19 protein-coding genes are annotated in these 19,206 nt (G+C 35.7%); 10 read left to right on the plus strand and 9 right to left on the minus strand.

Features of this window, described 5'->3' with window-relative positions; genetic code table 11:
* The first annotated feature begins 17 nt into the window (after window positions 1–17).
* Both B3P23_RS04445 and B3P23_RS04450 read left to right on the plus strand, forming a co-directional pair.
* A complete protein-coding gene (locus tag B3P23_RS04445) occupies window positions 18–1,436 on the plus strand; it encodes a putative phage abortive infection protein (RefSeq protein ID WP_293924772.1) in 1,419 nt (472 codons plus the stop codon).
* 224 nt (window positions 1,437–1,660) lie between these two features.
* A complete protein-coding gene (locus B3P23_RS04450; RefSeq protein ID WP_293924774.1) occupies window positions 1,661–2,551 on the plus strand; it encodes a DNA-methyltransferase in 891 nt (296 codons plus the stop codon).
* A 764-nt stretch (window positions 2,552–3,315) separates the two neighbouring features.
* Here B3P23_RS04450 and B3P23_RS04455 read toward each other — a convergent pair.
* The 6 genes from B3P23_RS04455 to B3P23_RS04480 all read right to left on the minus strand — a co-directional run bounded on the left by B3P23_RS04455 (window position 3,316) and on the right by B3P23_RS04480 (window position 6,617).
* Window positions 3,316–4,329, minus strand: a complete 1,014-nt coding sequence (locus B3P23_RS04455; RefSeq protein WP_293924776.1) for a MamI family restriction endonuclease — start codon at window positions 4,327–4,329, stop codon at window positions 3,316–3,318.
* Window positions 4,330–4,333: 4 nt separating this feature from the next.
* The gene (locus tag B3P23_RS04460; RefSeq protein WP_293924777.1) at window positions 4,334–4,546 is read right to left on the minus strand and encodes a helix-turn-helix domain-containing protein; all 213 of its coding nucleotides are present in this window, start codon (window positions 4,544–4,546) and stop codon (window positions 4,334–4,336) included.
* 56 nt (window positions 4,547–4,602) lie between these two features.
* Window positions 4,603–5,031 carry a hypothetical protein gene (locus B3P23_RS04465; protein ID WP_293924779.1) on the minus strand — a complete coding sequence of 143 codons (429 nt, stop codon included), beginning with the start codon at window positions 5,029–5,031 and terminating at the stop codon, window positions 4,603–4,605.
* Between the two features lie 279 nt (window positions 5,032–5,310).
* Window positions 5,311–5,898, minus strand: coding sequence for a hypothetical protein (locus B3P23_RS04470; RefSeq protein WP_293924781.1), 588 nt, complete (start codon window positions 5,896–5,898; stop codon window positions 5,311–5,313).
* Between the two features lie 108 nt (window positions 5,899–6,006).
* A complete protein-coding gene (locus B3P23_RS04475) occupies window positions 6,007–6,294 on the minus strand; it encodes a helix-turn-helix domain-containing protein (RefSeq protein ID WP_293924782.1) in 288 nt (95 codons plus the stop codon).
* Between the two features lie 23 nt (window positions 6,295–6,317).
* Window positions 6,318–6,617 (minus strand): hypothetical protein, encoded by a 300-nt coding sequence (locus B3P23_RS04480; RefSeq protein ID WP_248753972.1) that lies wholly within the window; start codon window positions 6,615–6,617, stop codon window positions 6,318–6,320.
* A 1,009-nt stretch (window positions 6,618–7,626) separates the two neighbouring features.
* Between B3P23_RS04480 and B3P23_RS04485 the strand changes: the two genes are divergently transcribed.
* The 4 genes from B3P23_RS04485 to B3P23_RS04500 all read left to right on the plus strand — a co-directional run bounded on the left by B3P23_RS04485 (window position 7,627) and on the right by B3P23_RS04500 (window position 14,377).
* On the plus strand, window positions 7,627–8,292 hold the full coding sequence (locus B3P23_RS04485; RefSeq protein WP_293924784.1) for a hypothetical protein: 666 nt from the start codon (window positions 7,627–7,629) through the stop codon (window positions 8,290–8,292).
* A 155-nt stretch (window positions 8,293–8,447) separates the two neighbouring features.
* Complete coding sequence (locus B3P23_RS04490; RefSeq protein ID WP_293924786.1) at window positions 8,448–11,786, plus strand: SusC/RagA family TonB-linked outer membrane protein; 3,339 nt, start codon at window positions 8,448–8,450, stop codon at window positions 11,784–11,786.
* A gap of 4 nt (window positions 11,787–11,790) precedes the next feature.
* On the plus strand, window positions 11,791–13,140 hold the full coding sequence (locus tag B3P23_RS04495; protein ID WP_293924788.1) for a RagB/SusD family nutrient uptake outer membrane protein: 1,350 nt from the start codon (window positions 11,791–11,793) through the stop codon (window positions 13,138–13,140).
* A 1-nt stretch (window position 13,141) separates the two neighbouring features.
* Window positions 13,142–14,377 carry a TlpA family protein disulfide reductase gene (locus tag B3P23_RS04500; RefSeq protein WP_293924790.1) on the plus strand — a complete coding sequence of 412 codons (1,236 nt, stop codon included), beginning with the start codon at window positions 13,142–13,144 and terminating at the stop codon, window positions 14,375–14,377.
* A 60-nt stretch (window positions 14,378–14,437) separates the two neighbouring features.
* Here the strand turns inward: B3P23_RS04500 and B3P23_RS04505 are convergent, their stop codons facing one another.
* From B3P23_RS04505 to B3P23_RS04515, 3 genes are all read right to left on the minus strand, one after another.
* The gene (locus B3P23_RS04505) at window positions 14,438–14,662 is read right to left on the minus strand and encodes a hypothetical protein (RefSeq protein WP_293924792.1); all 225 of its coding nucleotides are present in this window, start codon (window positions 14,660–14,662) and stop codon (window positions 14,438–14,440) included.
* A gap of 120 nt (window positions 14,663–14,782) precedes the next feature.
* A complete protein-coding gene (locus tag B3P23_RS04510; RefSeq protein ID WP_293924794.1) occupies window positions 14,783–15,028 on the minus strand; it encodes a hypothetical protein in 246 nt (81 codons plus the stop codon).
* Window positions 15,029–15,414: 386 nt separating this feature from the next.
* On the minus strand, window positions 15,415–15,969 hold the full coding sequence (locus B3P23_RS04515; protein WP_293924796.1) for a hypothetical protein: 555 nt from the start codon (window positions 15,967–15,969) through the stop codon (window positions 15,415–15,417).
* Between the two features lie 290 nt (window positions 15,970–16,259).
* Between B3P23_RS04515 and B3P23_RS04520 the strand changes: the two genes are divergently transcribed.
* From B3P23_RS04520 to B3P23_RS04535, 4 genes are all read left to right on the plus strand, one after another.
* A complete protein-coding gene (locus B3P23_RS04520; protein ID WP_293924798.1) occupies window positions 16,260–16,400 on the plus strand; it encodes a hypothetical protein in 141 nt (46 codons plus the stop codon).
* Window positions 16,401–16,459: 59 nt separating this feature from the next.
* The gene (locus tag B3P23_RS04525) at window positions 16,460–17,335 is read left to right on the plus strand and encodes a hypothetical protein (protein ID WP_293924800.1); all 876 of its coding nucleotides are present in this window, start codon (window positions 16,460–16,462) and stop codon (window positions 17,333–17,335) included.
* Between the two features lie 70 nt (window positions 17,336–17,405).
* Window positions 17,406–18,446: a hypothetical protein gene (locus B3P23_RS04530; RefSeq protein ID WP_293924801.1), complete on the plus strand. Its 1,041-nt coding sequence runs from the start codon at window positions 17,406–17,408 to the stop codon at window positions 18,444–18,446.
* Entirely contained in the window at window positions 18,443–19,177 is a 735-nt protein-coding gene (locus tag B3P23_RS04535; RefSeq protein WP_293924803.1) for a LytR/AlgR family response regulator transcription factor, read from the plus strand. Before B3P23_RS04530 ends, B3P23_RS04535 begins: the two co-directional genes overlap by 4 nt.
* Window positions 19,178–19,206 lie beyond the last annotated feature (29 nt).

Below are 19,206 nucleotides of genomic sequence, written 5' to 3' on the forward strand. Positions count from 1 at the left end.
TATACCATACCATTCTCATGTATTTATTGCCTGAAGTTTATACCCTTTTTATTTCTTTTTTATTTATTACCTCTATTGTTCTGTCCGTATACATTATTTTACAAAAGCAAAATAGGTTTGAAAAAAATAACGATGATTATACTGCAAAATGGACTTACCTTTTTTTTGGTATTGCAGTTTTATTGATTGTATTTAGCATTTTCGCTCCATTTATATTTACTGCGGGCAAAGCTATAGGTGATTTTGATAGTAATACTGCTAGTACTGGTGATACTTTAGGTGGAATTATGGGCCCTTTTATAGCAATTGCAGGCGTTATTGTCACTGGGTTGGCTTTTTACATACAATATAAGGCAAATCAGCAAATTTTAGATCAAGTCAAATCACAGGATAGACAATATCGAATTGACAAATTTGAATCTCAGTTTTATGAAATGCTACGTCTGCATAAAGAAAATGTAAATGAAATGTCAATTGAAGGCTATGTGACTACTCATAGTGTACATCGAAAATCTAAAGATATTTATTCATATGCAAGAGAAGATAAAATGAACTTAAATGGTAAGAATAATAGATTGTTAAAAAATAAAGTTAAGGATCAATCGAGAGAAAAGAAGGAAATCACTGGCAGGAAAGTTTTCTATTTAATGGTTAAGGAATTAGAAGCGTGTTTTCAGGTGATCAAAGCACAACACTATCCTATGTATAAATCAGAATATATTATTAATAACGGTAATGTTTTTCTTTATTCAGAGCGACGTTATGAGCTTTTTCGATTAGCATATCATATTTTTTTCTCTGGTAAAGACGTTCTTAGAAAACAAATTGATCAAAATGAAATAGAAGTTATTTGGGAGGGCAATACAAACGTTGATTATTACGAAGATCTCCTCCAAGAATTGAAAATTTTGAGGACTTCACATAAATATGGTGTACGGCATTTAAAGAACTATTTCAGCGAGGAATTGGTATCACAAGATCTTTATTTGGATTTTAGTTATTTACCCTTCGGAGGACATCAAATAAGATTGGGACATTACTATAGACATATGTTGAGTTTGGTTAAGCATGTGGTAGATCAACCTAATGATTTTCTAACTTATGAAGATAAAAGAAAATATTTGAAAATTTTTAGAGCCCAATTATCAAATCATGAAGTAGTGCTATTGTTTTATAATTGGCTTGGAGAATATGGCTGTGCTTGGGAGGAAGATGTTAAAGATTCTATGGGACGGAATAAATATTTCACTGATTACAGAATTCTACATAATTTAAATAAACATTTAGTTTTAAATGAGTTTGATCCGTTGGAGTTATTCAATTCTACAGAATTCGTATATAAAAAGGGGCAGAAAAAAACTGATTTACTTTTTGAATTGTATGGAACTGAAAGTAGTTTAAATGAAGATGAAAGTTCGAAATTAAAAAGTTGTTAATAAATAGGGAAAGTCTAAATATAAAATTTTAGACAGCGAGTTATGCTCTAAACTATGTCAGGGTAAACACAAACTTTTTCTATAGATCAAGGTACTCCACAAGAAGTACAGCTAAAAGCCCTTAAAGATAATTTTGATCTATATGCGATTTCTAAAAAACTAAAATTTAACACTTGGTATTTTAAAAAAAAAAATATAGATTTGAAGACTACAATTAGAAAGAAATGAATAAGGTAATATTAGGAGATTGTGTAGATGAGCTTTCAAAATTAAAAGATTTTAGTGTCGATTTAGTAGTGTCAGATCCTCCCTACTGGAAAGTAGTTAATGAAAAATGGGATTATCAATGGAAAACTGAACAAGAATATATAGAATGGTCACTAACTTGGATAAAAGAAGTCGCCAGAACTTTACGCTATGGCGGTACTTTTTATTTATTTGGATATTTTAGAACTCTTGCACACCTTGTTCCTTACTTTGACGAGCTAGGTTTGGAGTTAAGACAACAGATTATTATAGATAAAGGTATGCGTTCTGTTTCAGGAAGAGCAACTAAAAACTACCGTATATTTCCAAATGTAACGGAAAGTTGTTTATTTATCACGAAGAATAACAAACAATTTGTGAAACCATTTTTAAAAGAACATCAATTAAAACAGGGTTTATCCTCAAAACAAATTAATGAAGCATTAGGTGTTAAAAGTAATGGTGGTGGAATGTGGAGTATTTATACCGGAAAAAATATATGTGAACAATTCCCAACAAAAGAGCTTTGGAATAAACTTCAAGAAATTTTAAAATTTGATTTATGTTATTCTGATGTTGCACAAACGTTTAATCCACAGATGGGTTTAACTGATGTTTGGAGAGATATAGATTTCTATAATGAAAAAAGAGTTCATCCAACCCAGAAACCTTTAACTTTAATTAAAAGATTGATTTTAGCCAGTAGTAATGAAGGAGATTTAGTTGTTGACCCATTTGCTGGTAGCGGTTCAACTGCTATATCGTCTATTCAGCTAAACAGAAATTTCATTACGATAGATTCAGATGAAAATTACTATAATGAAGTTTTAAATAGGGTTGAAAGAACTTTAAATCCTTTAGGTTTATAAATTGTGCTCAGTTTCTTGGAATGTAATTCAAACTGTGCCTCTAAGTTAATAATTAACTAGTTAACACAGTTTATTTTAAAAGCTCTTTATGTTAATAAAGATATAATATTAAAATGGTTTTAATATTTTAATTTGAGATTGTAACGCAAACTGTGTCAACGGAATAATTTTATAAGATTTTTTTATATTAGATTATTCAAACTAAACTTTCATGAAAGACAAGATGCCATTCGACTTTAAGCGCTTCAAAGAAGAAGGTAGCAGTTTCAAAACCTGTGGACTAAGCAAATAATTTAGTCAATTTGAATAGGAAAAAATTAATATCTCTACACCTCTAAACTGACTTCTAAATGCTTTTATTTTGGCATTGAAAGATTCTGCACAAGCATTTGTGCACTCCTATCAAAATAGTTCAATATCGTCTTATGATGAATATTTATGGTTCTCGAAATCGTATTGAAAGGCTTGAAACCAGCTTGCTCTATCTTATCTGCGCATTTAGCTAACCTTGAGAATATGCCAATGCACTATTAGGGCTTGACTATAACTCAGCTTTATATTAAATTTAGGGATAGACTAAAACTCGATAGAGGTTTTTAAGATTTGGTTAATTATCCAATAACACAGTTGAAGTTACACTCCCTTTAATTAGGGGAGTAAGTTAATTATCATATGATAAGTTGAGGGAGTGTAAAATAAACTGTGTCAATGGTTCAATTAGAAGTTATACTCATAGCAGTGTCGTCTGTAAATCTGCATACAAATTAACGCTTATGTTTTGTTTTTATCTCAAATGTTTTATCTAATCTTAGTGGTAGATATTCTCTTAACTCTTCATCAATATAAGGTAAGATTTGGGAGATTTTAGTTTTACTAAAAGTACGTGCCGAAACTATCTCAGTTAAATCTTTTATGGTTTTGCCGACGACTAGTCTTTTTTCTAATAAATTTTTCGGAACAGTTTTTAGCATTTCAACCAAAGCAGGAACCTCTTCTTTTGATAGTATATTTGATGGCATTAATTCAGAACTCAGATCACTTCTATCTTGTTTTGGATCAATGTGAAAAATATCCTCAATGATCGGTTTTTTATTGGCGTTTTTAACTATGCAAGAAAAAACTTTAATTGGATTACATTTATAAAATTGGTAAGAGTAAGGCCAAAAATTTTTTGGAGCAGGGGTTTTAGCGCTGTTTTTTCCTCTATGAACTTGATAAATATTATTAAAATAATTCGTCATAAGATTTGTAAACTCCTTACATCTTTCTGAATTATTCCAGATTTCAAATACCTGAAACTGAATGTCATCAAAATTATTTATATGGAAATCAGGATAATCGGCTAATACTAAAATTACTCTATCTAAATCTTTAGTCAAAACTTTTAAGTCGTTTTCGTTTCGGATTGTAAACAACCATTTTGATGTATTATCTCTAGTTATTTTATCTGACCCACAAACACTACAAATAACTTCAGCACGTGAAAGTTTTTCTCCACAATTGTTACATTTATCCGAAGCATCAACTCTACTACAAGATTTAACTTCCGAGCCATCGACTATATCATTACCCCGTGCTCCTGTTTTACAACCTTGCATTCCAGTGACTAAACTAGCTAAATGTTGTCCAGGATAACCAATTTTCATATTTGGTGTTTGTTTTGTAATTTCAGACCATTCGAGGGCTTTAATTCTTGGTTGTAACACAAGTTCGTGAATTAACTTTTTTATTAAATTAATATTATTATCAATTGTAACTAAATTAATATTTGGTTGCATGTTATTATAAAATTTCATTAATACTTACACCTAAAGCATTAGCAATTTTTTCAATATTAATAAGAGTAATATTTTTTTCGGCTCTTTCAATCATACCAATATAAGTTCTATGAACATTAGCTAAATAAGCAAGGTGTTCTTGAGAAAGACCTTTTTGAATTCTTATTTCTCTAACTCGATTACCAAACTTTATTAAAATTTTAGATTTTTCTTTCATTGCTAATTAAGTATGTAAATTTAGATCTATACGTAGTCATTGACAACATACTATAGTTAGCATAGCGGAGGGGATTTGAAAAATATATAAGATAAAATAAAATTGTTGCGTTTGCTTTTTCCTTCAATACTGGTTAATGCCTCTGCTTCACCTTGCTCACTATCATTTGTTACATTATTGCTGTCTAAATCTGATAAAGAAATAATTTTGTCAAATGTGTCTTTATCTATTACTCTTACACCGTCGCGCCAATAGTTCTTCTTTTTAGATTCTGGTATTACTTCGATATAACTACCATCTTGTTTAAAAATAACAGGATAAGAGAAGGGACGAAAATTAATGATTTCAGCATAGTAATCATTTTTTTTTGACTCCGGGTCATTGTATACATTGCCTATTTCTCCAATACCTAAGTAATGAGGAAGATCAGACAATCTTTTTGGGGTAAAGGATTTATCTTTGTTTTCACCCTTGTAGTAAACCACCTATGTTCCTTTTGTTATATGGTTTAAGTAACGCTTAGGGAAATGATATTGCTTTCCTGTATTATCTTTCCATTGGGAGATATCATTTTCTGTAATAACTGTGTATTTCATTTTTTATTTCTTCTAAATTCTCAAGGAACAACAATTGTAGGCTGTTTTCCATCGTATCATTTTATTTTCCTACTAAGTGCTCTGCGTGAGCAAATTCATATTACTTCTTGAAAATGTTTAAAGCTAATCAAGCCTAGTTTTCAACATTTACAATTCGTTTCGCAACCATCAATCTACTTCTAACTTCCTTTTAGCCTTTCCTATTAAGCGTTCGTCCATAACTTTGTGGATCAGGTAAAGGGCATCAATAACATCTTCACCCTTCTCATTCTTAAATTTTCTTGATTTCCTTAATTTCTTAAATGCACCTTTCAGCATTCCACTAACTTGGTAAATTGTGATTCCTTGATTCAATGGAGAGGGGAGACATCTGGTGAGTTCTGATTCTGAAAATATTGTTCCTGTCTCTAAATGTTTAATAGCGAGAATTACATAACTTGCTGTATTTTTTAGACCTTCATCTCCAACATTATCCGAAGCAGTATATGGTCTGTCTTCGATTAACTTTTTTGTTGCTTCTGGCAGATCATCCCATAATGGATACGTTGTTTCATCTTTTTGAAATTTGTCATGGTCTAACCCGTAGATCAAGGGATATGCTTCTATCAGTTGTAATGTCAATTCACGATCATTTGATTCAACTCCCTTATAAACCACATTTTTACCTAACAATAGCAGGTCAATTTCATCTTCACTAAGCTGAAACTGGAGTCTAAACATCTTACTTTTAGTTATAAATTTCTCTTCGTTGCTCATGGATTGAAATGATTGCTTAAAATATTGGAAATTCTATATTTTAGAGTTGTATGCTCGCGTGTTATATTTTAGTTTATTACTGCAAGTGATGTGTTTAAAAATTTTTATTTATAATTCCGCTCTATGCTGAGGAAATTGAATTATAAATTCTGTAAAGAATTTATCTAAATCAATTTTTTGGAATCTTGTTAATTTGTGAAGTGTTGATATTGAAATATTATAACCTTTTGGATTCTCAATTTTTGAAATAGTAGAGGATGATAAGTCACATTCTTCTGCATATTTGTTTTGACTAGTTTCTACTCCGTCAATTTTAAATGGGTCAAAGTAATTCTGTTGGATGAACTTGCACATATTTTTATTTAGTTCATAAATAGATTCCTCTTTTTCAGCCATAATCATTCTGATTTAGTATTTATCTAATTATTTTTCAATTTTCCTTCCTTCCTTTTTTTGTATTCTTCAAACTTTGAAAAAAACTCTAGCAGAGATATATTTGCGTATTGGCAAATTTTGGAAATGGTTGAAATTGGTACATCGTATCCTTGACTCTTTATCAATTTTTCAATTGTCGTTCTACCAATTGAGGTAATTTCTTCATACTGCCGTATAGTCGGTTTAATGCCGTTAATTTTAATTGGCGCAATAAATTCCACATAAATAAAACTCAATAGGTCATTTTCTAGATGTTCCTGATGTTCGTCTTTACCTCTCGCCATTATTTTATTATAAAAAATGAAAAAAATATTGTCCGCTATAGCGGACAATTAAATATTATTAGCTATATTTGTTTTAGTTATTAAAAAAGCGACACGTAGGGCATAACTTTAGTTATGCCAACAACGATGTTACTCTCGTCTGAAAACCGCTAAATGAACACGAGAGGACTGCGGTTCGCCATTTTCTACTGGAAATGCTATCTTTACGATATATTACCAGTAGGGTGAGCCGTCTGTTAGTCTTCTTGCGTTCAAGATTCAGGTCTCGTGTAGACTTGATGACAGGTTTCTTAGCGGTTTCCTGGGCAAGGAGCAGGATGGTTCATCTTATTGGTTTTTCAACCAATTCGACTTTTCTCAAGCTTCCAGAGTGCACATCGTTTTTCATAACCAAAAACAATTATGAGAGAACGATTTAAAATCACCAAAAGAACCACCACAGACCAGATCCAGGATCAGCGTCATCGGTTCGTCAATTCCAATTTAAAAAAGAACACATTCTTTGCGCCAGAATGAGGCGTTACATAAAACATAATTACAAAATAGGATAGGGGATTTTGTTCCAAATCTAAAGAGGCGCGTTGTAGTACAAGCATTGGGTCGCAACCATACTTAATATTAAAAATAACGTCCTAATTAGGTTAAAACTAGCTTATTCCCATACTATGATGGATTATGTTTCCGACTTTTATTTTATTGGTACACCATTAAATGCTCCAACAAAAAGAGGACCGGACGCTTACTTTTTTACTTGACACTTTAAAAGTACCATCTTTTTTTTAGTAAAGCAAATATTGTTCGTTGCGATTTTATCGTGATACACTAATATTTTAAAAGTCGGTTTTTGTTCTTTAACTACATGATGCAATGATGAAGACCATTATATAACCAATTGACGAAGACGTAAAATTGCATTTTTCTTAATTAATTTTTTAATCTGGTTTCCTTAAGGCCCATGTTATGTCCAGTCGGGTAGGGTTTAAGGCAACTAATTTAAACCTTTAAAATAATGCAAAAAACTTGCAAAGGGGACAGCTACGCGCTATCCCGAGAGGAAGAAATGTCTTCGTATCTGAGTAATAATACTGGTCTGATGATTAGAAAACCAAGTATGATAACACCAGTACCAAAACAAAAATCTAAAAAGCCTGCGGCAGGTAGGTCCAGATGTCGCGTACCTCATGTGCCTCTATCCATCGTAGCGCAAAGACCTAAAGAATTGTACTATTCGCTATTGGTTCCGTCAGCAGAAAAGACCGATCCCTATATCACCATTGTGAGCGATGCGCGCAAAGATGTACTTCGGATCACGATGGTCTGCATGGCTGTCTATGAAAGCTACCTATTTGCTTTGGGGCTGCCATCCAACTTTCCTAAAGAACAGATTATCGTGTTTGGACACGACCGAGCCAAATATATTCCTTGTCGATCCTGTGACTATGGTGAAAAACTGATCTACCACTATGAACTCACCGTACCTGCCGATACCGCTGTAGAACAGTATCAGCAACGGATCTGCAATGATCTGAATGATCACTTTCAATTGGATGTCAAAGTTGAGCAGCTCTCGATCGTCAAAGATAGCAGATCGATCAAAACCAAGAATGGCGAGTCGGTAGAACTCATCTGGGACGAGCAACCGACGATGATCATGAGAGCGAGGCGGATGGTCTAAAAAAACCAAGAATCAAAACAAAGAAAACAAGTAATTAAAATAAATTTTCTACCTGTGAACCCGATTCTGCCGAGGGTATAATAGACTTTTGGGATCGAGTCTCCCTCGGCATGAAAAGGGGATCAGGTAGCTTTATGCCTAAAAAAGCTAAACAAATGAACTCACATATATTATATCAACAAAAACTCTGGGATTACCTCCGGAGTCTATTGAAACCTGAAGGGGAAGGCTTCCTGCTGATCAGCAAATTGCTGTTGCTCGTCGTTGTGCTGCCATTGCACATGGTCAGTACGGTGCAAGATCTGCAAGCTTCGACAAAGGTCGATGCACAAGCGAAGTATATACTAAAAGGTACAGTCGTATCTGCTGTAGATAACAAACCATTGGATGGTGTATCGGTCCGAGTCGAAGGCGAAAAGGCTAGGACTTCCACCAAGAAAGACGGGACATTCAGCCTGTCTGTCGCGAGCTTGAAAGGATTGGTGAAATTCACTTATGTCGGCTACAAAAGCCAAGAGCTCCATTATACCGCAGGTGTATCAATTGTGGTAAAATTGATACCTGAGGATAATAAACTTGACGAAGTTGAAGTCGTATCGACGGGATACCAGAAGATTCCGAAAGAACGCGCAACTGGAAGCTTCGAGTTTGTTGACAATAAGCTTTTCAATAGAAAAGTGTCGACAGATTTTGTGAGCAGGCTAGAGGATGTAGTGCCGAGTATATCGAGCTCAAAATTTTTCTCTGAAAATAAGGGACGTTTGCTCAATATCAATGTGAGAGGATTGAGCACGATGTCATCTGATATGTGGCCCTTAGTTGTCGTTGATGGTGTACCATACCCCAATAATTTTGATCCCTTAAATGGATACTTCATGAATATCAATCCTAATGATATAGAAAATGTCACCGTATTGAAAGATGCTGCTGCAGCATCAATATGGGGGGCACAGTCGGGGAATGGTGTTATCATTATTACAACTAAACGAGGTAAGTACAATCAGCCGTTTCAGCTGAGCTTCAATTCAAATGTAACGATCGGTGAAAAGCCCGATCTGTACAGTGCTCAACAGATGAATACCTCTGATTATATTGATCTGGAGAAATTGATGTTTGACAAAGGTTATTGGAATTCTAGAATCAATCGATATAACGCTAGCCTAACTCCAGTAATTCAGCTGTTAAAGCAATACAAAGAAAAAACAATTACTGAGGCTGTATTAAATACCGAATTGAACAAATTGCGTGGTGTTGATGTGAGAGATGATTACTTAAAATATATGTATCGTCCTTCGGTAAACCAGCAGTATAGTTTGCAGCTTCGCGGTGGAGGTGAAAAGTTAAATACCGCTTTTTCTGTTGGATATGACCGTAATCTGGAAAATCTGGTTACCTCATCATATGATCGTTTTAGCGCAAAAAATAATACTCAGCTCAAGCCTTTGAAAAATCTTACGGTAGATCTGGGATTGACGTATACCGAATCAAACAATAAAAATAGTTATATCCCGATGGGCTATAATATGATGTCTCGTAACTATCCCTATCTGCAGCTTGCGGATCAGCAAGGAAATGCATTAAAGGTGGATGCGATACCGCTCAATCCCATTTTTCGAGATACAGTAGGAGGTGGAAGATTGTTGAATTGGGACTATTACCCGATTAACGAACTGGATCAGACACATCAAAATACGACGATCAGAGAAACATTTCTCAATCTCAAGACCAATTACCAAATCCTGCCCGAATTAAATATTTCGGGACTCTATGCCTATCAACGGGCTTACCAGCCGACCGAGATCTGGAGAGGTATAGGCTCTGTCCAACAACGGGAGGTACTGAATTACAATGCAACATGGGATAATAATCAGGTGACATGGAATCTTCCGCTAGGTGATTTTTTGAATAAATTACATCGAAATAATAAATCACAGCAAGCTCGCCTGCAAGCTGACTGGAACAGTGAATGGAATGAGAAGCACACGCTAGCTGCTATCGCTGGTGCGGAAATTCGTCAGGTATCTAGCGATATGATTTCGTCGGTTTTCTGGGGGTATGATCCTGAATATCTAACGTTTCAGCCTGTAGAGTATGGAAAAAGAATTCGAAGTTTTAATGGTGTAGGTGGCACTTCTATACTAAGAGATTATAGCCAGATAGAAGGTTTTGAAAATCGTTATGTTTCCTATTTCGCTAATGCCTCTTATACTTTTAATCATAAATATGTAGTGAGTGGAAGTTTTCGAAAAGATGCTTCAAACCTATTTGGAGTCAAATCAAACAGTAAGGGACAGCCGTTTTGGTCAGTTGGTACTGCGTGGTTACTGTCGAATGAATCCTTTATGAAAAACTCGGGCTTTTCATTATTAAAGATCAGAGCTACTTATGGGTATAATGGAAATGTGAATAATTCGGTAGCTGCTTATCCTATTATTGATATTTCAACGTCCCCTCATTATATAACCAATCAAAATTATGCGGGCATCTACACACCTCCAAATCCTCGATTGAGATGGGAGCGCGTGGGTATGCTCAACATAGGATTGGATTTCGCCTCTTCAAATAGCAGACTGTCCGGTGCCGTTGAATATTATGTAAAGCGTCCGAAGGATCTTATCGCGAATACGCAGGTAGACCCAACAACAGGCTTTGCGTTCTTAAATGTGAACAGTGCAAACTTGGATGGAAGAGGTATTGATCTTTCTATTAATGCCGTTCAAGTCAAAAATAAAAACTTGAGTTGGATCACCAATCTGGTATTCTCTTATAATAGAACCAAGGTCAAGAAGTCTTTTATTAGCAATAATATTGCCCGCAACTACGTCAAAGGAACTGGTACAGCATTAATGACCCCGATTGAAGGATTGGATCTATATAGTTTATTGACCTATAAATGGGCTGGTTTGGATCCTGAAAATGGTATGCCTCGTGGATATGTAAATGGCGAAATATCGACCGATTATAATGCTATGGTCTATAATGCGACAGTGCAAGATGCCGACTATCATGGAAGTATTCTTCCTCTATATTTTGGATCTTTTAGAAATACATTTGCTTATAAGTCGCTGGAATTGTCCTTTAATATCGGTTATCAGTTGGGACATAAGTTTACAAGGAAATCTTTTGATAACCAGTTTTTTATTGATGGTGGACTCGGACATTCTGACTATGGGCTACGTTGGCAAAAACCGGGGGATGAGATATTTACTGATGTTCCTGCCTTTACTTATCCCAATAATGCGGTAGCATCCGAATTTTACAGGGGATCTTCGGCATTGGTATCATCAGCGAGTCAGATAAAGTTGAAGGATATTCAACTGTCTTGGCAATTTTCTCAATTGCGACATCTCCCTATTAAAAATGCCAGACTTTATTTATATGCACAAAATATAGCTACGTTGTGGCGCGCCAATAAATGGAATATTGATCCCGATTTTGGTTCTAACATACCGTTTCCTACATCATATGCAATTGGTTTTAACTGCAATCTATAAAACAATGAAAAAATTTATAACATATACTCTATTTGCCGTTATTGTGCTCACTTCATGCAGCAAGTTTTTAGATGAGAAGCCCGATAAGAAAATGGCTGTTCCAAAGACTTTGGAACATGCAAATTTACTGCTGAATGATTACACAACCTTAAATACGGTATATCCTACTTTTGGTGAAATAGCTGCTGATGACTATTTTGTGAATACCGATAGCTGGAATGCCCTTTCGGATCAGGACGAAAAGGAAGTTTACCTGTGGTCTGATCAATCTATCATCGGTATCACACAATGGCAAAATCCTTATAAAGCCATTTATCAAGCAAATCAGGTGCTCGAGATTTTAAATAAATTGGAGAAAATGAGCGATCCTGTTCAATTCAGGCAGCTCGAGTCGGAAGCCTGTTTTTTTAGAGCTTTTGCATTGCACCAATTGGCGGTGGTATTTGCTCCTCCTTATAGATCCATGACTGCTACTCAAGATCTTGGTTTGCCGATACGATTAAGCCCTGACCTCGACTATCCTTCGTCTCGGTCGACACTCTTTGAAACCTATCATCAGATCATTCAAGATTATAAAAATGCGATTACAGGTTTACGAAACACTAAACCACCTTTGGGCAGACCTTCGAAGGCTGCTGCATATGCGGGTATAGCAAGAACTTATTTAGATATGGCCGATTATAGCAATGCCTTTAAGTATGCGGACTCAGCGCTTCAATTAAATAATTTCTTGATCAATTTTAACGATGTGCCAGCATCATCTGCGATGCCATTTGCCCGATTTAATGATGAGGTATTGTTTCCTGCATCGACTTTTTTAGCAGGACCGTTAGGTACATTTTTTAGTCGAGTAGATAGTAACCTCTACCTGTCTTATGGTAGCCAAGATCTTAGGAAAGAAAGATTTTATCAAAAAAGCGAAGACGGACATTATTCTTTTAAAGGGTCTTACGACGGAAGTGAAAGTGGAATCTTTGTTGGAATCACAACGAGTGAAATATACTTGATAAGAGCAGAAGCTGCTGTCAGAACAAACAACATACAGCAAGGGTTATCAGATCTAAATCATTTACTAAAAAACAGATGGGCAACTGGGACCTTTAGTGAAATCACTGAAAGTGATCCAGAACGGTTATTGAAAATTGTGCTTAATGAACGTCGAAAAGAGCTGGTCTTTAGAGGTCGGAGATGGGCAGACTTAAAGCGCCTAAATCAAAAAGCTCGTTTTGAAAAAACACTCGTGCGTCGCATTGCTGATAAAAAGTATACTTTGTTACCTAATAGCAACCCGTATGCGATATTAATTCCAAAAATAGTGATTGACCTCACTGGTATTCCACAAAATATACGTTAACATGAAAAAATATAAATTTTTATTAATCCTATTGATCTGTTTGATAGGACGTACTTATGCTCAGCATCCACAACAATCGTTGGTTCAGGAATTAAAAGTTGGTGATATGGTTCCTCAATTCAATGCTACCAATAGGTTATTTGATACGGACAATAAGCTAGATTTAAACAATGACACTAGGATCTTAATCTTAGACTTTTTTGATACCTATTGTACTGCTTGTATTGCTGCTTTGCCCAAATTGAAGAAGCTACAAGAAGAGCATCTGGATAAATTACAAATCGTACTAGTGACTTGGCAAAATAAGGAAACGATAACACGTTTTTGGGATACGAATAAGTTCATTAAAGAGCATCAGATTGATCTTCCAATACTTTACGGTGATACGATTCTGAATAAATATTTTCCTCATAAGTCCATACCGCACGCTGCTTGGATTTACAAAGGAGTGGTACAGGCAGTCACTTATTCGGATTTTATTATTGAACGTAATATTACAGATCTTTTCACAGACGGTCATATTCATCTTCCGTTGAAAAATGATTTTGAGTCACACGCAAATGAACTTGAGCATGATAAAAAAAGCTTCCTGTCGCAGATTACTTATTCAGGATTTCAAGATGGCAGACCACCGAGTAGTTATACCTATAAACTGGATTCCTTGTCAGGATATTACAAAACTTCTATCGTTAACCAACCCATTTTTTCTACTTATGTAGCGGTTTGGAGCAAGATTAAAACTCCTCAATTTATCATTTCACCCCACCGGATTGAATGGGATGTTGCAGATTCTACATTATATAAAAATTTTGGAGATTCGGGTACAGGCCGTATTTGGCTTTCAAAAAATGGGATCTGTTATGAGCGTTTTGATAAAGAAAAAGTTTTAGACAGTATTCAGGCGAAGCGAGTATTAGCTGATCTCAATAATCTACTCAATCTGGAAGTTTTTTGGGCTAAAAGAAAAAGAAAAACCTGGGTTATCAAAGGTAAGTATAGACCAGTTAATGTTAAACTGGAAGGACAAGAGATAGAAGGTACTGGTGTTCTTGCATTTGTATTAGATTTTGCTGGAAAATACCCGATCACTATAGATCAGGTAAACTCAAAAAATAAATTTATATTACCGTCATTTAATAGCTTAAAAGAGCTCAATCAGAAACTTAAAATGTATGGTTTAAAAGTTGTGGAGAGAAAGAGTTGGGTGGATGTGCTCGTATTTAAAGAAAATAAATAAAACAGAAAGGGGCGTCAAAAACGCCCCTTTAAATATTAAATATATTATAATATTAGTACACTACGAATCCTTAAGACTTACATTGGTAGAGGGAGTTCTACTATGTAAAGCGATGATCATTTCATTTTTCAATGCCTCTGTAAGTACAGGTTTGTTACTTCCGTTGTTGGAAGCTTGTACAGCACAAATTTGATCTTCACCTAAACATGTAGGTTGGCTACCTTGTAATGTATAGTCTTGTGGATCTGTAGGGTTACCGCTGGTATTCAATGAAAAATACGCCATTTGGGCCTCCGATCTTTTTACTATATTTAATTAGGTTATGAATTGATCACAATACGTTATCAGCGTATTGGCCCCCTGCAGCTGCCGATTGGGAGCTGCTTTTTTTGGCTTTAGGACTCCTTATTTGACCAAAAACTTTTTCCCCGTACCATATCTGGGGAATGTCGTAAATCTACGTCCATGTGCATCACGCACCGGACCTCCGCAACAGCAGCTTCCTAATAAAGACCTGCGATTTATCGCAATCTGTCCAGCAGTCCTGCAGCTCGTAGCTGTAGACTTGTAGCTCATCATGGAGCTAGCAAAGCGCCTTCCTTTTGGCTGCCTTCCAGATTGTCCTGTACTATTTTTCTGCTGTCGCTTCATGTTTAAAAAATCTAGTTTATAATTTTAGATGCTTAGGGTGAACTTGGTTCTGCTTGTATCCTATTGGTATCGCTCTCGTTGGCGTCCACCCGTTGCATCTTTTATTTTGATCAATCTGCTAACCACCAATGGGAGAGGAGACATCCGTAATTATTGTACCGATCAACTAAAGTAAAGGTAGTGGCAGAAAGGATGGTTTGAATCTTTAAAATTCGAGATATGCAACATGAAATTTTGAGATTTGCATCATTAAATTTGATGAAATAAATCTTTGAATTTCTTGAAAGTCATTAATTTGATAGTTCTTAACGTGAGTTTATTTTGCTATTCAGATTGATGAAATGTGTGGCTGATCAATCTGAATAGCGCTAATCGTTGCGTACCGTTTAAATGTTAATATTGCTATAGTATGCAGCAGTCATTCCTAAAAAGGAACTTTTATCATTGACACTACAGTGCATGTAGGCTTCGGGATAATCCTCTTTAAATTTCAAGATCCGTTCCCTGGCCGTGAGGTGAATGAGTTTGCCTCGGTAACTGCGTCTCAACAATACCTCGCCAAATAAATGTTCGAGATGTTGGAGAAATATTGGGTGTTTTTCTAAGACTTTGGACAGGTTACTGTTCCTGATCAAAATAACCGTCGAGTCGACATCTGCTTCAAATTGGCTATGATCCATCTTTTCGATATGATAGATCAACTGGTCGGTACTGATAAAATCGACGACCTCTTCGTGTGGTTCACTGGCATTTTCAATACGCTTGATGATCATACCATCCAAGATAAAATGCAGATCAAATTGCTCCGCAGTGAGGTATCTATTTTTCTTGATTTTTTTAATTTCCAACACGGTTTTAAGTTCCTGCCACAACTGCGGTGGGATAGGGTAATTTTGACTCATATATTCAAAAAATTGTTGTTCATGATCAGATATATTCATAAAGGCTTTATTGGTTTTAAAGGGCTTAAACTAATAAATATAAAAAGATTGCATCCGGGTATTGAAAATAATCGCACACAGGCATTTTTAGGGTATGAATTGAACTTTTTTAGGTATGAGCGCTTTCAGGGACGAACTTTTTAAGCTTATTCTGCTTTTTTGCCTATGTAAGGTTTTATTTGGTTTAGTCTCATTTTCGTGCCCATTTTTGACATGTGAATTCACAATAATCATTGTCTTTCTCGATGGCTAAGCGGAGACTATTTTAAAAATTTTAAACGACTAATATTATGAAATTAAAAAATATAGAAATCAGAGATGTGCGTCAGATGAATGGGTTGACCTGCATGGAATGGACAGAAGTATCTACTATGCTAAGCAAGGATGGAGAAGATGATGAGATGGAGTTAAAATGCCCCATCTTATTTTAAGAACCGATAACACTTGCGCTTTGCCTCGTTTTGAGGCAAAGCGCTTAAATAAAAAAGTTATGAACAATACACTGAATACTTGGGGTTTTGCAATATTCTCTTCGCATCTGCATCATTTTATACCGGAGATACCTTGGGAACAGCATGTCGTTGTTTTTCAGGAATGGGAGCAGTATCACAGTCCCAAAAACAAACTTCTTGATTTAACAAATATGCGTTTATCGAATAAGATCGATTGGCATGGATTGCCGGCTGGCATTTTGGTACTTTTCCATTTGGGCGATCACTTGTTTTGGCCACAGAAATTGGCAGATAAGGGTATTGCATTTGATCTTGTGATGGATCGGGCTGTATGGGAGAAAAACACAGCTGTTCTGACAGCTTTGCAAAGAAAATGCACCGTAAATGAAACGAAATGCTGTTATTTTTTTAGTGACGATCCGATGCTGATCTTTAAAATCAGATCGAGTCTGAAACAGCATCGTCATGTGTTGATATTTGCTGATGGTACCAGTGCCGCTTCTGCTCATGATAAGCGAATTGAAGTTGATTTTCTTGCTGGGAAACTAGCCGTGAAGCCAGGTATTGCTCTGATCAGCTATCTGCTTAAATGCCCGATTTATGCCTTGCATTCTCATACAATAGAAGATGTATTGGTACTTGATCTTATGCATATTTCCTTGCCTGATACTACGATGTCGAGGGAAATCTATGTGATTAAAACAATGGCGAGCCTGTTTGCTGGATTAGCCGGATTGCTGCTGCGGCAGCCTCATCGCTGGGAATGTTGGGGCTATCTGCATAGGAATGGTATGTGGGATCCTAACCTGTTATATTTAAATAAAGATGAAAAGATGCTCGTTCATTTCGTGAAATTGCCTATTCAGGATGGCTGGGCCTACTTTGATCGTGTAAATTATATGCTATATCATTAATATTATTTTCCAAATTGATTTTTAGGAAATATTTTATAAATTGCTTATTGATCAACGACCAAAGAACTTAATGAAATTTATACTCCCTAAATGGATAAGCCTTACTTTAATTTTTATCGGAATAACCTTCTTTTTTGCGACTTTGAACTGGTCGGTAAAATTGAAAGATATTCAAGAGAGTAAGTTTATGATTATTGGTTTGCTTTATACGGGTTATGGATTTGGGTTTTACCGGATATTTGATGGTCTTTTCCAAGCAGACCACTGGAATAAAAAGAGACCTTTTTTGTGGGCTTGGCTGAAGCTTATGCTATCCATCCCTATAGTGATATATGTTTTGGTTTATAGCTTGCTGCCGCAGTTCGGGATTTATTTTGATAGCGGTAAACATCCTTTTTCTTTAATTCAATTTTTATTCCGGTTACTGTTTTCTTCAATTTTAGTCAATATAGTGCCATTTGCGATAGTCGGTGTCAAAGTTTTTTTTAAATATCTCGCTTCGAACCTCAGGGAAAACAAGATGCAAAATAAAATGGAGCGCTACGCACTTCAATTGGAATCAAGACATATTGCGCCTCATTTTGTTAAAAACTTTGTGGCTTTGAGCTACCAACAAAATCTAAAGAATGATCCCAAATTGATGGAAGCATATTTTATGGAATTTACCAGTTTAATGAGCTATATGCTGGATTCGGATAAGCTCCTTAAAGGGGTTACCGCAGAGGATGAATGTGATATGTTTTTATCCTTTACAAAATTAATCTGTTTGGTGTACGGAGATCAGGCAGTTCAATTTAATAAACCGCTACAGGGTTGGGAGGGACATATCCCTGCAGGTTTACTGCTATTACCAATAGAGAATGCGCTGAAGTATGGGATATGGAGGAAAGGACAGTGCGGCTTGCAGGTCAACTGGGAGCAGCATTTTAATCATTTGATACTTACATTTACAAATCCATATGATGTTGTTAAAAGGAATAGCATACAATCGCTCGGTACGGGATTTTCTTTGATGCAGCATAAAATAGAGGCCGATGATTGGCCTATATCCATCAGCTATCGGGATCAGGAAGGCTTATTTATTTTTCAGATCAATATTCAGAATAGATGAAACAGGACTTATATCAGGTTTTGCTGGTAGATGATCTGCCAGATGCTGTCAAGTTATTGCGCGATCGGCTAAAAACGTTTGATTTTTTAAATGTTTTGCCTATCCAGTCGGATCCATTTGAAGCACGCTCTTTTATCACGCAGAATCTGGTTGATATTCTTTTTTTGGATATGGATATGCCGGGAATGGACGGTTATACGTTGATACAATCTTTACCCGATCCACCGGTAGTGGTGATCTGTTCAGGGCATAACAGTTATGCGTATGAATCATACGATATGCAGGCCGTGGGTTATGTGGATAAGATGGTGGGCCATGAGAAATTGGTGAGAACTTTAAATCGTGCAATCGCGGAGGTGGATAATCGCGCTGCTTTGCGCGTCCGAAAATCCACCACGATATTCTTGCGCTGTATGGAAACAAAAATGATGAAGATCATTGATAAAGCACATATTTATGTAGCCGAAATTAATGGGAAGGAATTGACTGTCTATCTGAGAGGTGAGGATAATCAAATTGAAAAGTTGCAATCCAATATTACGTTAAAAGAACTGTACAACCAGTTGCCGTTAAAAGATTTTATGAGAATTGGCAGAAGCTATGTCATCCACCGTAAGGCCATTGAGGGCTATACGCATTCGAAAATTATAATAAAGGACCTCAAGATGAAGATCCCTGTTTCAGCGTTGGATTACCAGGAGTTGCTATCTTTTATAAATCAAGCGGAATAGAGTGATCAATTTTGTTTAGAAACAGTCCT

It is taken from the genome of Sphingobacterium sp. UBA6320 (assembly GCF_002440335.1).
Lineage (GTDB): Bacteria > Bacteroidota > Bacteroidia > Sphingobacteriales > Sphingobacteriaceae > Sphingobacterium.